This window comes from Bacillus sp. CIS52, from assembly GCF_053545315.1.
Window position 1 is genome coordinate 158,889 of record NZ_JBIUFR010000002.1, and the last position, 13,541, is coordinate 172,429.

General features: G+C 46.9%; 13 protein-coding genes. 11 read left to right on the forward strand and 2 right to left on the reverse strand.

The window, feature by feature from the left end; translation table 11 throughout:
* The first annotated feature begins 178 nt into the window (after window positions 1–178).
* From polA to coaE, 4 genes are all read left to right on the forward strand, one after another.
* On the forward strand, window positions 179–2,818 hold the full coding sequence (gene polA, locus ACH32G_RS10695) for a DNA polymerase I (RefSeq protein ID WP_064777650.1): 2,640 nt from the start codon (window positions 179–181) through the stop codon (window positions 2,816–2,818).
* A gap of 28 nt (window positions 2,819–2,846) precedes the next feature.
* Complete coding sequence (gene mutM, locus ACH32G_RS10700) at window positions 2,847–3,677, forward strand: DNA-formamidopyrimidine glycosylase (RefSeq protein ID WP_016938611.1); 831 nt, start codon at window positions 2,847–2,849, stop codon at window positions 3,675–3,677.
* 136 nt (window positions 3,678–3,813) lie between these two features.
* Entirely contained in the window at window positions 3,814–4,446 is a 633-nt protein-coding gene (ytaF, locus tag ACH32G_RS10705; protein WP_016938612.1) for a sporulation membrane protein YtaF, read from the forward strand.
* A gap of 15 nt (window positions 4,447–4,461) precedes the next feature.
* Window positions 4,462–5,055 carry a dephospho-CoA kinase gene (coaE, locus tag ACH32G_RS10710; RefSeq protein ID WP_448814340.1) on the forward strand — a complete coding sequence of 198 codons (594 nt, stop codon included), beginning with the start codon at window positions 4,462–4,464 and terminating at the stop codon, window positions 5,053–5,055.
* A gap of 38 nt (window positions 5,056–5,093) precedes the next feature.
* Here coaE and ACH32G_RS10715 read toward each other — a convergent pair whose 3' ends face one another.
* Both ACH32G_RS10715 and ACH32G_RS10720 read right to left on the reverse strand, forming a co-directional pair.
* Window positions 5,094–5,936 carry an aldo/keto reductase gene (locus ACH32G_RS10715; RefSeq protein WP_448814341.1) on the reverse strand — a complete coding sequence of 281 codons (843 nt, stop codon included), beginning with the start codon at window positions 5,934–5,936 and terminating at the stop codon, window positions 5,094–5,096.
* Between the two features lie 58 nt (window positions 5,937–5,994).
* Window positions 5,995–7,194 (reverse strand): MFS transporter, encoded by a 1,200-nt coding sequence (locus tag ACH32G_RS10720; RefSeq protein ID WP_016938615.1) that lies wholly within the window; start codon window positions 7,192–7,194, stop codon window positions 5,995–5,997.
* 183 nt (window positions 7,195–7,377) lie between these two features.
* Between ACH32G_RS10720 and ACH32G_RS10725 the strand changes: the two genes are divergently transcribed.
* The 7 genes from ACH32G_RS10725 to ACH32G_RS10755 all read left to right on the forward strand — a co-directional run bounded on the left by ACH32G_RS10725 (window position 7,378) and on the right by ACH32G_RS10755 (window position 13,477).
* Window positions 7,378–7,764: a winged helix-turn-helix transcriptional regulator gene (locus tag ACH32G_RS10725; protein ID WP_049627153.1), complete on the forward strand. Its 387-nt coding sequence runs from the start codon at window positions 7,378–7,380 to the stop codon at window positions 7,762–7,764.
* Between the two features lie 207 nt (window positions 7,765–7,971).
* Entirely contained in the window at window positions 7,972–8,994 is a 1,023-nt protein-coding gene (locus tag ACH32G_RS10730; RefSeq protein ID WP_415305471.1) for a glyceraldehyde-3-phosphate dehydrogenase, read from the forward strand.
* Window positions 8,995–9,232: 238 nt separating this feature from the next.
* Window positions 9,233–9,613 carry an adenosylmethionine decarboxylase gene (speD, locus tag ACH32G_RS10735; RefSeq protein WP_003152471.1) on the forward strand — a complete coding sequence of 127 codons (381 nt, stop codon included), beginning with the start codon at window positions 9,233–9,235 and terminating at the stop codon, window positions 9,611–9,613.
* Between the two features lie 249 nt (window positions 9,614–9,862).
* Entirely contained in the window at window positions 9,863–10,321 is a 459-nt protein-coding gene (gene nrdR, locus ACH32G_RS10740) for a transcriptional regulator NrdR (protein WP_003152473.1), read from the forward strand.
* 110 nt (window positions 10,322–10,431) lie between these two features.
* A complete protein-coding gene (locus tag ACH32G_RS10745) occupies window positions 10,432–11,844 on the forward strand; it encodes a replication initiation and membrane attachment family protein (protein WP_448814342.1) in 1,413 nt (470 codons plus the stop codon).
* A 24-nt stretch (window positions 11,845–11,868) separates the two neighbouring features.
* The gene (gene dnaI, locus ACH32G_RS10750) at window positions 11,869–12,804 is read left to right on the forward strand and encodes a primosomal protein DnaI (protein ID WP_415305469.1); all 936 of its coding nucleotides are present in this window, start codon (window positions 11,869–11,871) and stop codon (window positions 12,802–12,804) included.
* 31 nt (window positions 12,805–12,835) lie between these two features.
* Window positions 12,836–13,477 (forward strand): TVP38/TMEM64 family protein, encoded by a 642-nt coding sequence (locus tag ACH32G_RS10755; protein ID WP_064777774.1) that lies wholly within the window; start codon window positions 12,836–12,838, stop codon window positions 13,475–13,477.
* The last annotated feature ends 64 nt before the right edge of the window (window positions 13,478–13,541 follow it).

Sequence of the window (13,541 nt, forward strand, 5' to 3'; positions counted from 1 at the left end):
CCCTTCATCCAAGGAGCCAATTTTGACGGCGGGAACGTGTTTTCTTGTTCCCGTCCTTTTTTGCGTTTTGACGGGGTCCGCTCATTTTCCTTTCAAATTGAACTTTGTTAAAATAAGAGAAGCTGTGAGATTAAAAAAACAGAGGAATGACGAGCTTTTGCTCTTAGGAGGATATTGAATGACGGAACGAAAAAAATTAGTGCTTGTCGACGGAAACAGTCTGGCGTACCGGGCGTTTTTTGCATTACCGCTTCTAAGCAATGAAAAAGGCATTCATACAAACGCCGTATACGGGTTTGCGATGATTTTAATGAAAATGCTGGAGGATGAAAAACCGACCCACATGCTTGTGGCTTTTGATGCGGGAAAAACGACTTTCCGCCACAGCACGTTTAAAGAATATAAAGGCGGAAGACAAAAAACGCCGCCGGAGCTTTCTGAACAGATGCCGTTCATCCGTGAGCTCCTCGATGCTTATAACATCAGCCGCTATGAACTTCCTGAATACGAAGCGGATGATATTATCGGCACACTTGCCGTATCTGCTGAGAAAGACGGCTTTGAAGTAAAGGTATTTTCCGGAGACAAAGACTTAACGCAGCTTGCAACCGGGAAAACGACCGTTGCTATTACGAGAAAAGGCATTACCGACGTGGAAGATTACACGCCGGAACACGTCGAAGAAAAGTACGGTCTGACACCGCTGCAAATCATTGATATGAAGGGATTAATGGGGGATTCCTCCGATAACATCCCGGGCGTTCCCGGCGTCGGCGAAAAAACGGCAATTAAACTCTTGAAGCAGTTCCATTCGGTTGAGAAACTGCTTGATTCAATTGATGAAGTCAGCGGGAAAAAATTAAAAGAAAAGCTCGAAGAATATAAAGAACAAGCCCTGATGAGCAAAGAGCTGGCGACGATTATGACAAATGCGCCGATTGAAGTCAAGCTTGACGATTTAGATTATCAAGGGTTCGACCGTGAACAAGTCGTAGCCATTTTTAAAGACCTCGGTTTTAACACGCTGCTTGAGCGGCTCGGTGAAGATAGCGGAGAAACGGCGGAAGAAGATTTTGAGGACATCAATGTTGAAACGGCCGAAGAAATCACCGAAGCTATGCTCGTTTCGCCGTCCGCTTTAGTCGTCGAACAAATCGGGGATAACTATCACGAAGAACCGATACTCGGCTTTTCCATCGTGAATGAAACAGGCCTTTATTATATTCCGAAAGAAACCGCCATCCAGTCCGAAGCGTTTAAATCCTGGGCTGAAGATGAGTCGAAGAAAAAGTGGGTGTTTGACAGCAAACGCTCCGTCGTCGCTTTGCGCTGGCAGGGAATTGAGCTGAAGGGAACGGAATTTGATGCGCTTCTTGCTGCTTACATTATAAACCCGGGCAATTCGTACGACGATGTCGCGAGCGTAGCGAAAGAATACGGCCTGAATATCGTTTCGAAAGATGAAGCGGTTTACGGAAAAGGCGCAAAGCGCGCCGTTCCGGCTGAAAAAGAGCTTGCCGATCATCTCGCGCGAAAAGCGTCTGCCGTTAACAGCCTCCGGGACAAGCTGCTGCACGCGCTGGAAGAAAATAATCAGCTTGAATTATATGAAGATCTCGAACTCCCGCTTGCGCTTATTCTCGGAGAAATGGAATCAATGGGCGTCAAAGTGGATGTTGATAGACTGAAGCGAATGGGCGAAGAGCTCGGGGCGAAGCTGAAAGAATACGAAGAAAAAATCCATGAGATCGCCGGTGAACCGTTTAACATCAATTCACCAAAACAGCTCGGCGTCATTCTGTTTGAAAAGCTCGGCCTGCCGCCAGTAAAGAAAACAAAAACAGGCTATTCCACTTCAGCCGATGTGCTGGAGAAGCTCGCAGACAAACATGATATCGTCGCCTACATTCTGCAATATAGACAAATAGGCAAACTCCAATCAACTTATATTGAAGGGCTGCTGAAAGTCACACGCAAGGATTCTCATAAGGTGCATACGCGATTCAATCAGGCATTGACTCAAACCGGGCGCCTCAGTTCAACTGATCCGAACCTGCAAAACATTCCGATCAGGCTGGAGGAAGGACGGAAAATCCGTCAGGCTTTCGTTCCGTCAGAACCGGACTGGCTAATTTTCGCCGCTGATTATTCACAAATTGAGTTAAGGGTGCTTGCGCATATTTCAAAAGATGAAAATCTGATTGAGGCGTTTACGAATGATATGGACATTCACACAAAAACCGCAATGGATGTGTTTCATGTCAGCGAGGATGAAGTGACACAGGCGATGCGCCGTCAGGCAAAGGCCGTCAATTTCGGGATCGTTTACGGCATCAGTGATTACGGGCTGTCTCAAAACCTCGGCATTACCCGGAAGGAAGCGGGCGCTTTTATTGACCGCTACTTGGAAAGCTTTCCGGGCGTCAAGGCGTATATGGAAGAATCGGTGCAGGAAGCGAAACAAAAAGGATATGTGACGACTCTTATGCAGCGCCGCCGCTATATCCCTGAGCTGACAAGCCGCAACTTCAACCTGCGGAGCTTTGCGGAACGGACGGCCATGAATACGCCGATTCAGGGCAGCGCCGCTGATATTATTAAAAAAGCCATGATTGATATGGCAGCTGAGCTGAAGGAGAAAAAACTGAAGGCAAGACTGCTGCTTCAGGTGCACGATGAATTGATTTTTGAAGCGCCTAAGGAAGAAATTGAAATATTAGAGAAGCTGGTTCCTGAAGTGATGGAGCATGCTTTGGCATTAGACGTGCCGTTAAAGGCGGATTATGCTTCAGGACCGTCTTGGTACGATGCAAAATAAATAAACAGAGAAAAAGGAAGTGATGATTGTGCCGGAATTACCAGAAGTTGAAACGGTCCGGCGCACTCTGACCGGTCTTGTGAAGGGGAAAACGATTGAATCGGCGGACATCAGATGGCCGAATATCATCAAAAAACCCGCCGAGCCGGAGGAATTCGCGCGGCAGATTGCAGGAGAAACCATCCGATCCATCGGAAGAAGGGGAAAGTTTTTGCTTTTCCATCTGGATCATTATGTCATGGTGTCCCATCTCCGGATGGAGGGGAAATACGGTCTTTATCAGGCCGATGAGCCTGACGATAAACATGTGCACGTCGTGTTTCGCATGACGGACGGAACAGAGCTCCGCTACCGGGATGTCCGGAAATTCGGCACGATGCATTTATTTGCGCCGGGAGAGGAACTGAATGCATTACCGCTTTCACAGCTCGGACCCGAACCAGATGATGAAGCCTTTACCGCCGCCTATTTAAAAGAGCGGCTGGCAAAAACGAACCGCGCGGTGAAAACCGCCCTGCTCGATCAAAAAGCAGTCGTCGGCCTCGGCAACATTTATGTCGATGAAGCTTTATTCCGGGCACGGATTCACCCTGAGACAAAAGCGAACAGCCTGTCTGACGGACAGATAAAAACGCTTCATACAGAAATTAAAGACACCCTTCAGGAAGCGATTGACGCGGGCGGGAGCACCGTCCGGTCTTATATCAATTCTCAAGGGGAAATCGGAATGTTTCAGCTCAAACATTACGTATACGGCAAAAAGGATGAGCCGTGCAAAACGTGCGGCACGATGATTTCTAAAATCGTAGTCGGCGGAAGGGGGACGCATTTCTGCGCCCGATGCCAAAAAAAATCATAAACTGAAGCTGTTCAAGCAGGCGGCAGCAGAATGACTTTTTTCTAACACAGTTGATGACCTTTCTCCATATATATATTGTGATTCACCCAATAGGCATATGTCACAATTGCCGATCAAGAGAAAGGGAGAAACGGATATGGAGATTGTTTCTTTGCTGCTTTTGGCTTTTGCTGTCAGCTTGGACAGTTTTTCAGTCGGGTTTACGTATGGATTGAGAAAAATGAAAATCCCGTTCAAAGCGATTGCCGTGATCGCTTGCTGTTCAGCCTCTGTGATGTTTATATCCATGCTGATCGGCCATTTTCTGACAAAGATTTTCCCTGTATCCGTCACGGAGAAACTGGGCGGGCTGATCTTAATCGGAATCGGGGCATGGGTCATCTATCAATTTTTTAAACCGGCGAAAGAGCCGGATTACTTATTACACGAAAAAACGCTGCTAAACCTTGAAGTGAAATCGCTCGGCATCGTGATTCACATTTTGAAAAAGCCGACCAGCGCTGATATTGATCAATCCGGAACCATTAACGGGGTCGAAGCGCTTCTGCTCGGCATCGCCTTATCTATTGACGCCTTTGGCGCAGGCATGGGAGCGGCCATTCTCGGTTTTTCTCCGGTTATGATGAGCGTGACCGTCGGGGTGATGAGCTCGCTGTTTGTGTCATTCGGCATCAACGCCGGGCATTTTCTTTCAAGGTGGAATTGGATAGATAAAATGACATTTTTGCCGGGGATCCTGCTGATTATCATCGGGATTTGGAAAATGTAAGAAGGAGTGGGCTTTTTGAGCTTGGTCATCGGTTTAACGGGAGGCATCGCCAGCGGCAAAAGCACGGTAGCGCGCATGCTGATCGACAAAAAAATAACAGTCATTGATGCGGATGTCATCGCTAGGCAGGCGGTGGAAAAAGGAATGCCGGCTTACGGACAGATCGTTGAAGCGTTCGGAAAAGACATCCTGCTGGAAAACGGCGGCATTGACAGAAAAAAACTCGGTTCTATCGTTTTTACGGACGAACAGAAGCGTCTGATGCTGAATCAGATCGTTCATCCGGCAGTGCGTGCGGAAATGATGAAACAGCGGGATGAAGCCGTTGCGCGAAAAGAGCGGTTCGTCGTTTTGGATATACCGCTTTTGTATGAAAGCGGGCTTGACTATCTGGTCGGCAAAGTGCTCGTCGTCACCGTACCGGCAGACATTCAGCTCGAACGGCTGATGAAGCGGAATTCACTTACAGAAGAAGAAGCGATGAGCCGGATAACGTCGCAAATGCCTTTAGCGGACAAAACAAAAAAAGCTGACGCCGTCATTGATAACAGCGGCAGTCTTGAATATACGAAGCATCAGCTGGAGGAAATATTGAGCAGCTGGACATAAATAAACACCGTTCGGAAAACCGAACGGTGTTTTTCTGGTTAAAAATCAAAATTGTCAGGATCCGGGCCGACACGGAGATTTTCGTTCAGATCATCAATCCGCTTCATATCGTCAGCTGACAGTTCGAAATCAAAGACATTTGCATTTTCTTCAATACGGTGTTTTTTAGTTGATTTCGGAATGGTGATGACGCCGTTTTGCAAATCCCAGCGCAAAATCACTTGAGCGGCTGATTTGCCGTATTTTTCAGCGATTTCCTGTAAGACGGGATGATCAAGCAGCTGGCCTTGCATCAATGGCGACCATGCTTCAAGCTGAATATCTTGTTCGGCGCAGAAAGCGTGCAGTTCTTTCTGTGTCAGACGGGGGTGGTACTCCACCTGGTTAATCATCGGCTTGATTTCCGTTTCTTTCATGAGATGTTTCAGATGGTGAATTTGGAAATTGCTGACCCCGATCGCCTTAATGCGTCCATCCCGGTAGAGGGTTTCGAGCGCCCGCCACGCATCGATGTACTTTCCTTCGACAGGCCAATGGATCAAATATAAATCTAAATAGTCTAAACCGAGTTTTTCTAAACTTGTGTCAAACGCTTTTAACGTTTCTTCATACCCTAAATCGGCATTCCACACTTTTGACGTGACAAAAATGTCTTCACGTTTTAATCCCGCTTCTTGCAATCCTTGGCGGATGCCTTCGCCGACACCCTCTTCATTTCCGTAAATCGCGGCGGTATCAACACTGCGATAGCCGTGCACCAATGCCGTTTTCACTGCATTGACGAGCTCCGCGCCTTCCTCTACTTTAAATACTCCGATGCCGAACCAAGGCATCTCTACTCCGTTATGCAATGTTGCTTTTGCTTGTAAATGTGTTGTCATGTATATGTTCCTCCTATTGTTTGTTTGTTAAAAAAATTAAAATGCGCTGAAGAAAAACTCACCTCCTTTCAAGGACAGTGCGATCCCGCTTTTCAAGCTTTCTGCTCCATCCGGTTAACACGACCGCGCTGAGCACCATTAACGCCCCGATCCAAGCGGTATGAATAATCCCGATTGAATCTGTTATAATCCCGCCGGCAAAAGAACCGATTGCGATTCCGGCATTAAATGCCGCGATGTTTAAGGCTGATGCTGTATCAACGGCGCTTGGCGCAAAACGTTCACTCAGCATCACGACATATACCTGAAGCCCCGGCACATTCATAAACGCCAACAGCCCCATAAAAATAATGGTGATCAGTCCGGCTGTTTTAAACGGCGCGGTAAAAGTCAAGACAAACAGCACAGCCGCCTGGACAATGAACATGTAAAACAATGCTCTCAGCGGATTCCGATTTGATAACCGGCCGCCGATCATGTTTCCGATCGCAATCGCAATTCCGTAAACAAGCAGGATGGCCGCGACGGTTTCTTTCTGAAAACCGGTTACTTCCTGAAGAAGCGGAGATAAATACGTAAACACGACAAAGGTTCCGCCGTAGCCTAACGCTGTAATAATAAATAAAAGCAGCAGCCGGCCGTTTTTGACGAGTTTTATCTGTTCGGAAAATGCGGTTTTCGTTCCTTTGCGCAAATTTGACGGAACGAGAAGCGCATTGGTGAGAAATGCAATGATTCCTACCGCGACGATGACGGCAAATGCGATTCTCCACCCGAATTGCTGGCCGAGATAGGTCCCGAACGGAACACCGGTCACTGTAGCCACCGTCAGCCCCGTGAACATAATGGAAATCGCGCTTGCTCTTTTATGCTCCGGCACGATATTGGCGGCGATTGTTGCCCCGATTGACATGAAAATGCCGTGGGAAAAAGCCGAAATGACCCGCGCCGCCAGTAAGACGCCGATTGAGGAAGCGCTCGCTGCAAGTGTATTTCCGGCGATAAAAATCAGCATTACCCAGAGCAGCAGCGTTTTCCGCGACATGCCTGATGTAAGAGAAGTTAAAACCGGGGCGCCGAATGTCACGCCCAGAGCATACATGGAAACGGTAAGTCCCGCCGTTGTCACAGGTATATGCAGATCATGAGATATAAGCGGCAGCAGTCCGACGCTGATAAATTCGGTTGTGCCGATTGCAAAAGCACTGACGGCTAATGCCAGCAGCGCTGGTAAATAGCTTTGGCGATGTGAAGACATCTGTTTTCCTCCTTGAACGAAAATGTATGGTTGAAATGATGCCGGGTAAACGATATAAGTATAAGAGTACATTCCTTTTCAGCCGGCAAATGTCATTATGATCGATAGATGAGTCATTGAAAAGAACGTACTTTTAAGTGCCATAGGCACTTTTTAGTTCCTATAGATGAGGAGGAATTACCGTTGCTGAAGAAAAAATACAATATATCTGTTGAGGCGACGCTAGAAGTGATCGGCGGAAAATGGAAGTGTGTGATCCTCTGCCACCTGATGCGCGGAAAAAAGCGGACAAGCGAATTGAAGCGGCTTATGCCGGACATTACACAAAAGATGCTGACACAGCAATTGCGGGAATTGGAAGCCGACGGCGTCATCAACCGGATCGTGTACAATCAGGTGCCGCCGAAAGTGGAATACGAATTGAGTGAATACGGCCACAGCCTGGAAAGAATTTTAAACGCGCTGTGCGACTGGGGCGCGATGCATATTTCTAAACGGTACGGCGAGGTGTCATCCGTATTAGAGGACAGCATTTTAAATGACAAATTTAAAGATCCGGAACAAATATAAGAAAAAAGCAGGCAGCCAGAGATGCTGATCCTGCTTTTTTTATGGAAAAAAGATCATTTTATATGCAAAAAAACCGATTGAACAACATATTGATCGGTATAAGGGCGGATTTTTATCAAGTTGTACTGGCGGATTTCTTTCAATGTGTTATACTATATATAATTAAAATTAAATTAGAGTGGCATATTAAAAAGGGGTGACCTGGGCATGAAGGTAAAAGTAGCAATCAACGGGTTTGGAAGAATCGGAAGAATGGTGTTCAGAAAAGCAATGGAAGATGATCAAATTCAAATAACAGCCATTAATGCAAGCTATCCCCCGGAAACGCTTGCTCATTTGATAAAGTATGACACAATTCACGGCAAATACGGTCAAGAAGTCGAAGCCGCCGAAGACAGTCTGATCGTCAACGGAAAACATATTATGCTGTTCAATCGACGGGATCCGAGAGAGCTTCCGTGGAAAGAGTGCGGAATAGACATCGTTATAGAGGCAACGGGAAAATTTAATTCAAAAGAAAAAGCGGTGAGCCATATTGAAGCAGGGGCGAAAAAGGTTATTTTAACGGCTCCGGGTAAAAATGAAGACGTTACCATTGTCATGGGAGTGAATGAAGAAAAGTTCAATCCGGATGAACATGTAATTATTTCAAATGCATCCTGCACGACAAACTGTCTTGCACCGGTCGTCAAAGTGCTTGATCAGGAATTCGGGATTGAGAGCGGCCTGATGACGACCGTTCACGCTTACACGAATGACCAAAAAAATATCGACAATCCGCATAAAGATCTGCGGAGGGCGAGAGCGTGCGGAGAATCCATCATTCCGACTTCTACAGGCGCGGCTAAAGCGCTGTCGCTCGTGCTGCCTCATCTGAAAGGAAAACTTCACGGCCTGGCTTTGCGGGTTCCCGTTCCTAACGTGTCCTTAGTGGACCTTGTCTGTGACCTGAAAACAGATGTGTCGGCCGAGCAAGTGAACGCCGCGTTCCAACGAGCCGCAAAGACGTCAATGTACGGCATTCTTGATTATTCGGATGAACCGCTCGTTTCTTCGGATTATAATACGAACTCACACTCGGCGATCATTGACGGGCTGACGACAATGGTGATGGAAGACCGAAAAGTAAAGGTGCTCGCCTGGTATGACAATGAATGGGGATATTCCTGCCGGGTCGTTGATCTTATCCGCCACGTCGCCGCGCGAATGAAACACCCGTCAGCTGTGTAGAATAAAGATCATGGACATTTGTTAGAAAAAACCCTTAACGCCATATTTGCAAAAAAACACTCCTTGCAAAATAAACTTAAACACAGTATACTATCTTTCGTGAACTTCTTGCTCGTGACTGCTTCGGAATTACTTAAAGGGTTAGGACCTCTCCGGACTAACTTTCCCCCGTGGTAAATGGCCGGGTCAGTTCTCGGAAATTCACTTTTTTAATTCTTGTTAAGGGGGGTCCATGATTATGGAAACAATGGGGCGTCACGTCATCTCCGAGCTGTGGGGATGCGATTTTGATAAGCTCAATGACATGGATTTTATTGAAAAAACGTTTGTAAATGCTGCTTTGAAATCAGGAGCTGAAGTGCGCGAGGTCGCATTTCACAAATTTGCACCGCAAGGCGTAAGCGGAGTCGTTATTATCTCTGAGTCACATTTAACGATTCACAGTTTTCCTGAACACGGATATGCAAGCATTGATGTTTATACTTGTGGAGACCTGGATCCTAATGTGGCTGCTGATTACATTGCGGACGCATTACATGCAGATACAAGAGAAAACATTGAAATACCGAGAGGAATGGGGCCTGTACAGATTAAACAGGCACAAGCGAAAGTACTGTAATTTTCAAAACGCAAACACAAGGGAGCTAAGCTGAAAAAGCCATTACGCGCTTTGAAGCTGATGCTCCTTTTCTAATGTAAAAAAACAGCATTGCTTTTTCTTTAAGCAATTTTTTTGTAAAATAGAGAAAGATAAGGCCGGTCTATCGGCTCTCCCAACACAATAGGCTCATCCTAGATACGTTGGCGGGCATTTACCGGAAGCTTGCGAACCGCATTACAGCAATGAAACAGATGGGAGCTGATCCAATTGAAATGTCCTTCATGCCAGCATAACGGTTCCCGCGTACTTGATTCACGGCCTGCGGACGAAGGGAAATCAATCCGCAGAAGGCGGGAGTGCGAAGCCTGCCATTACCGCTTCACTACATTTGAGAAGTTTGAAGAGATGCCTCTGATCGTCGTGAAAAAAGAAGGTGTCCGGGAAGAATTCAGCCGTGAAAAAATGCTGCGCGGATTAATTAAAGCCTGTGAAAAAAGGCCCGTTCCTTTAAAAACACTTGAAGACATGTGCTTTGACATTGAAAAAGAGCTGCGAAACCAAGGCGTATCTGAAGTCAAAAGCGAACTTGTCGGAGAAATGGTGATGGACCGGCTGGCGAAAATAGATGAGGTGTCTTATGTCCGCTTTGCCTCGGTCTACCGGCAGTTTAAAGATATAAACGTTTTTATTGATGAATTGAAAGATTTAATAAAGAAAGAGCGCTAAAGAGCTAAGAGATGATGTCTGGCTCTTTTCTCATGAGCAAAATTGGCATTTGATAGATGACGGAAACGGTGTAAAATGAGAGTAGAAACATATCGGAAGGTTTGAGAATCATGGCTGACTATTGGAATGACGTATTGCCTGTAGATCCTTATACGGTCAAAAGCCGTTCGCTTCTTCAGGATGTCGACAGACAGGTTTTGACACATCTGTACCAGCCGCTGATCGGTTCATTTGCATTCTCTCTGTATATGACTTTATGGGGGGAGCTTGAGCAGAACCGTTTGTGGGGAGCTGAATCCACGCACAGACAGCTGATGGGCATGATGCAGGCAAATTTAAAAAAGATTCATCATGAACAGGGGAAGCTTGAAGGAATCGGGCTGCTGAAAGTGTATATCCGGGAGTCCGAGCAAAAGGAACGGATGTTTATTTATGAGCTGCTGCCCCCGCTCAGACCGAATGATTTTTTTGAAGACGGCATGCTGAATGTCTTTCTTTATAACAGAGTCGGTAAAACGAAATACCAGCAGCTGAGACAATTTTACACGCATCCTTCCGTCGGCGCGGACGCAAGGGAAATTACGCGTCCGTTTAATCACGCCTTTGCCTCTTTTCAGCCGAGCGAATGGAAAATGACGCCGGATATGGAAGAAGCGATGAAGCTCCCCGAGGACTATGAGACGGCGTCTGTCGGACAAGCGCCTTCCTATACGGTGACGGAGGAAGTGTTTGATTTTGAGCTTTTCATGGCGGGACTGTCAGAAACGATGATACCGCGCAAATCAATCACGCAGGACGTGCGGGAGAGCATTAAAAAGCTTTCATATTTATACGGAATAGATCCTATCTCCATGCAGCACGTCGTCATGACCGCTATTAATGAACAGGATGCGATAACGGCCGAAGCGCTGAGGAAAGCGGCCAGCGACTGGTACCAAATTGAAAGAAGCGGGAAGCTTCCGGAACTGATTGATAAAACACAGCCTGTCCGTCTGCGGGAAAACAAGACGGAAAAGGACGATTCATTGAATGCCGAACTCATTGCACAGCTTGAGACCATATCACCGAGAAAGCTTCTTCAGGACATTGCGGACGGGACCGAGCCGTCCAAAGCAGACCTGCAGATCATCGCCGATATTATGTTCGAACAGAAGCTTGAGCCCGGTGTCACCAATGTGCTGATTTATTATGTCATGCTGAAAACGGATATGAAGCTGTCCAAAAACTATACTCAAAAAATCGCCGCTCACTGGGCCAGAAAGAAAGTAAAAACGGTCCGGGAAGCAATGAAGCTCGCAATAGAAGAGCACAGGCAGTATCTTGATTGGGCGGACGGCAAAACAAACGGCGCGGCACGCGGCAAAAAAACTGTCCGGGAAGAAAAGCGCCCTGATTGGATGAAAGAAGAAGAAACCGGGAAGAAGTCTGAACAGCAGCCGGCTCTTTCCGCGGAGGATCTTGAAGAACAGAAGAAAAAAATGATGGAAGAAATGAAAAAACTGAAAAAATACTCTGCCTACTGAGACAGAGAAGCGGGGTGATACTGAATGGAACCGATCAGCCGATCCTTAGAAGGCGTGACGAAGAGACCTGACTTTCAAAAACGCCTGGAACGAATGCAGCAGCAAGTCATGGCCGACAAAGACGTCCAGGCTTTTTTGAAGGAACAGAAAGATGCAATTAATCAAAGCATGATTGACAGAGGGTTAAATAAACTGTACGAATACGTTCAGCAAAGCAAGCGGTGCGCCTTCTGTTCAAAAGACAACGAGACGAACAGCCTGCTTGAAGGCTATCATCCGAAGCTTGTGATCAACGGACGTTCTATTGATATTGAATATTACGAATGTCCGGAAAAGAGAAAGCTCGACCGCCAGAAAAGACAAAAGTCCCTGATGAAGAGCATGTATATCCAGCGGGATCTTCTCGGCGCGACGTTTCAGCAGATCGACATTACAGATCCGAGCAGACTCGGCATCTTCCAGCATGTGACGGATTTTTTGAAAAGCTATAATGAAACGGGCAAAGGCAAAGGGCTGTACCTGTATGGAAAATTCGGAATCGGAAAGACATTTATTCTAGCCGCCATTGCCAATGAGCTGGCGGAAAAAGAGTATTCATCAATGATCGTATATGTTCCCGAATTTGTCAGAGAGCTGAAAAACTCGCTCCAGGATCAGTCGCTGGAGGAGAAACTGAATATGGTCAAAACGACGCCCGTCCTGATGCTTGATGACATCGGAGCGGAGTCAATGACAAGCTGGGTCAGGGATGAGGTCATCGGCACCGTGCTTCAGCACAGAATGAGCCAGCAGCTTCCCACGTTTTTCTCGTCTAATTTTTCACCTGACGAGCTGAAGCATCATTTTACGTATTCACAGCGGGGAGAAAAGGAAGAGGTAAAAGCGGCAAGATTGATGGAGCGGATTTTATATTTGGCTTCGCCTGTCCGTCTTGACGGGGAAAACCGCCGCCGTCCATAATGCCGGCGTCCAAAGGGAAGGATTTGAGGGAATGAGGAATAAGAAGGCTGTCACATGGGCTGCGGCTGCGGCGGGAGCGGGCCTTTTGCTTTGGGCAAACCGCAAATATCTGAATCTGTCGCCTAAGGAGATCCGTCTTTGGGTGTTATCGTTCGGTGTCTTTGCGCCGCTTGTGTTTATCGGAATTTCCATCGTCAGGCCTTTTGTGCTGTTTCCCGTATCAATCGTTTCCGTCGCCGGAGGATTGGCGTTCGGACCGTTTTTCGGCACCGTGTATACGCTGGCGGGCTCAATGGGCGCTGCGGCCGCGTCTTTTTTTGCGGCCGGGCTGTTTGCCTTTAAAGAAAAAAGCCGTCACGGAAAAATGGAAGCCATTCAAAAGCAGATGAAAACCAATGGCTTCTTTTATATTTTTATCCTTCGCATTCTGCCTGTGAATTTTGATGTGATCAGCTATGCCGCGGGTCTTTCGAAAGTCAGGCCGATGACGTATTTTTTGGCGACTGCAGCAGGCATCATTCCGGGGACGATCGTTCTGAATGTGCTTGGCGCGAGCTTTATGTCCGGAAATGTGCTGAACATGCTCGGAGTCATCTGTCTTTACATCGTGTTTTTATCGCTTCCCTTCATCTTTAAGAAGAAGGTCCGCCATTTGTTCGGCGGTGAAAGCTAACCTTTACGTCTATTTTAAAAACATCCCCCATATACTTGTAACAGATGCCGTAAGGGGGGACAAA

Excerpts from the sequence above, each read along its gene's own strand:
- polA (WP_064777650.1), top strand. The coding sequence starts at position 179 with ATGACGGAACGAAAAAAATTAGTGCTTGTCGACGGAAACAGTCTGGCG.
- ACH32G_RS10715 (WP_448814341.1), bottom strand. The coding sequence starts at position 5,936 with ATGACAACACATTTACAAGCAAAAGCAACATTGCATAACGGAGTAGAG.
- ACH32G_RS10720 (WP_016938615.1), bottom strand. The coding sequence starts at position 7,194 with ATGTCTTCACATCGCCAAAGCTATTTACCAGCGCTGCTGGCATTAGCC.
- dnaI (WP_415305469.1), top strand. The coding sequence starts at position 11,869 with ATGGAACCGATCAGCCGATCCTTAGAAGGCGTGACGAAGAGACCTGAC.
- speD (WP_003152471.1), top strand. The coding sequence starts at position 9,233 with ATGGAAACAATGGGGCGTCACGTCATCTCCGAGCTGTGGGGATGCGAT.
- ACH32G_RS10730 (WP_415305471.1), top strand. The coding sequence starts at position 7,972 with ATGAAGGTAAAAGTAGCAATCAACGGGTTTGGAAGAATCGGAAGAATG.
- ACH32G_RS10745 (WP_448814342.1), top strand. The coding sequence starts at position 10,432 with ATGGCTGACTATTGGAATGACGTATTGCCTGTAGATCCTTATACGGTC.
- ytaF (WP_016938612.1), top strand. The coding sequence starts at position 3,814 with ATGGAGATTGTTTCTTTGCTGCTTTTGGCTTTTGCTGTCAGCTTGGAC.
- ACH32G_RS10755 (WP_064777774.1), top strand. The coding sequence starts at position 12,836 with ATGAGGAATAAGAAGGCTGTCACATGGGCTGCGGCTGCGGCGGGAGCG.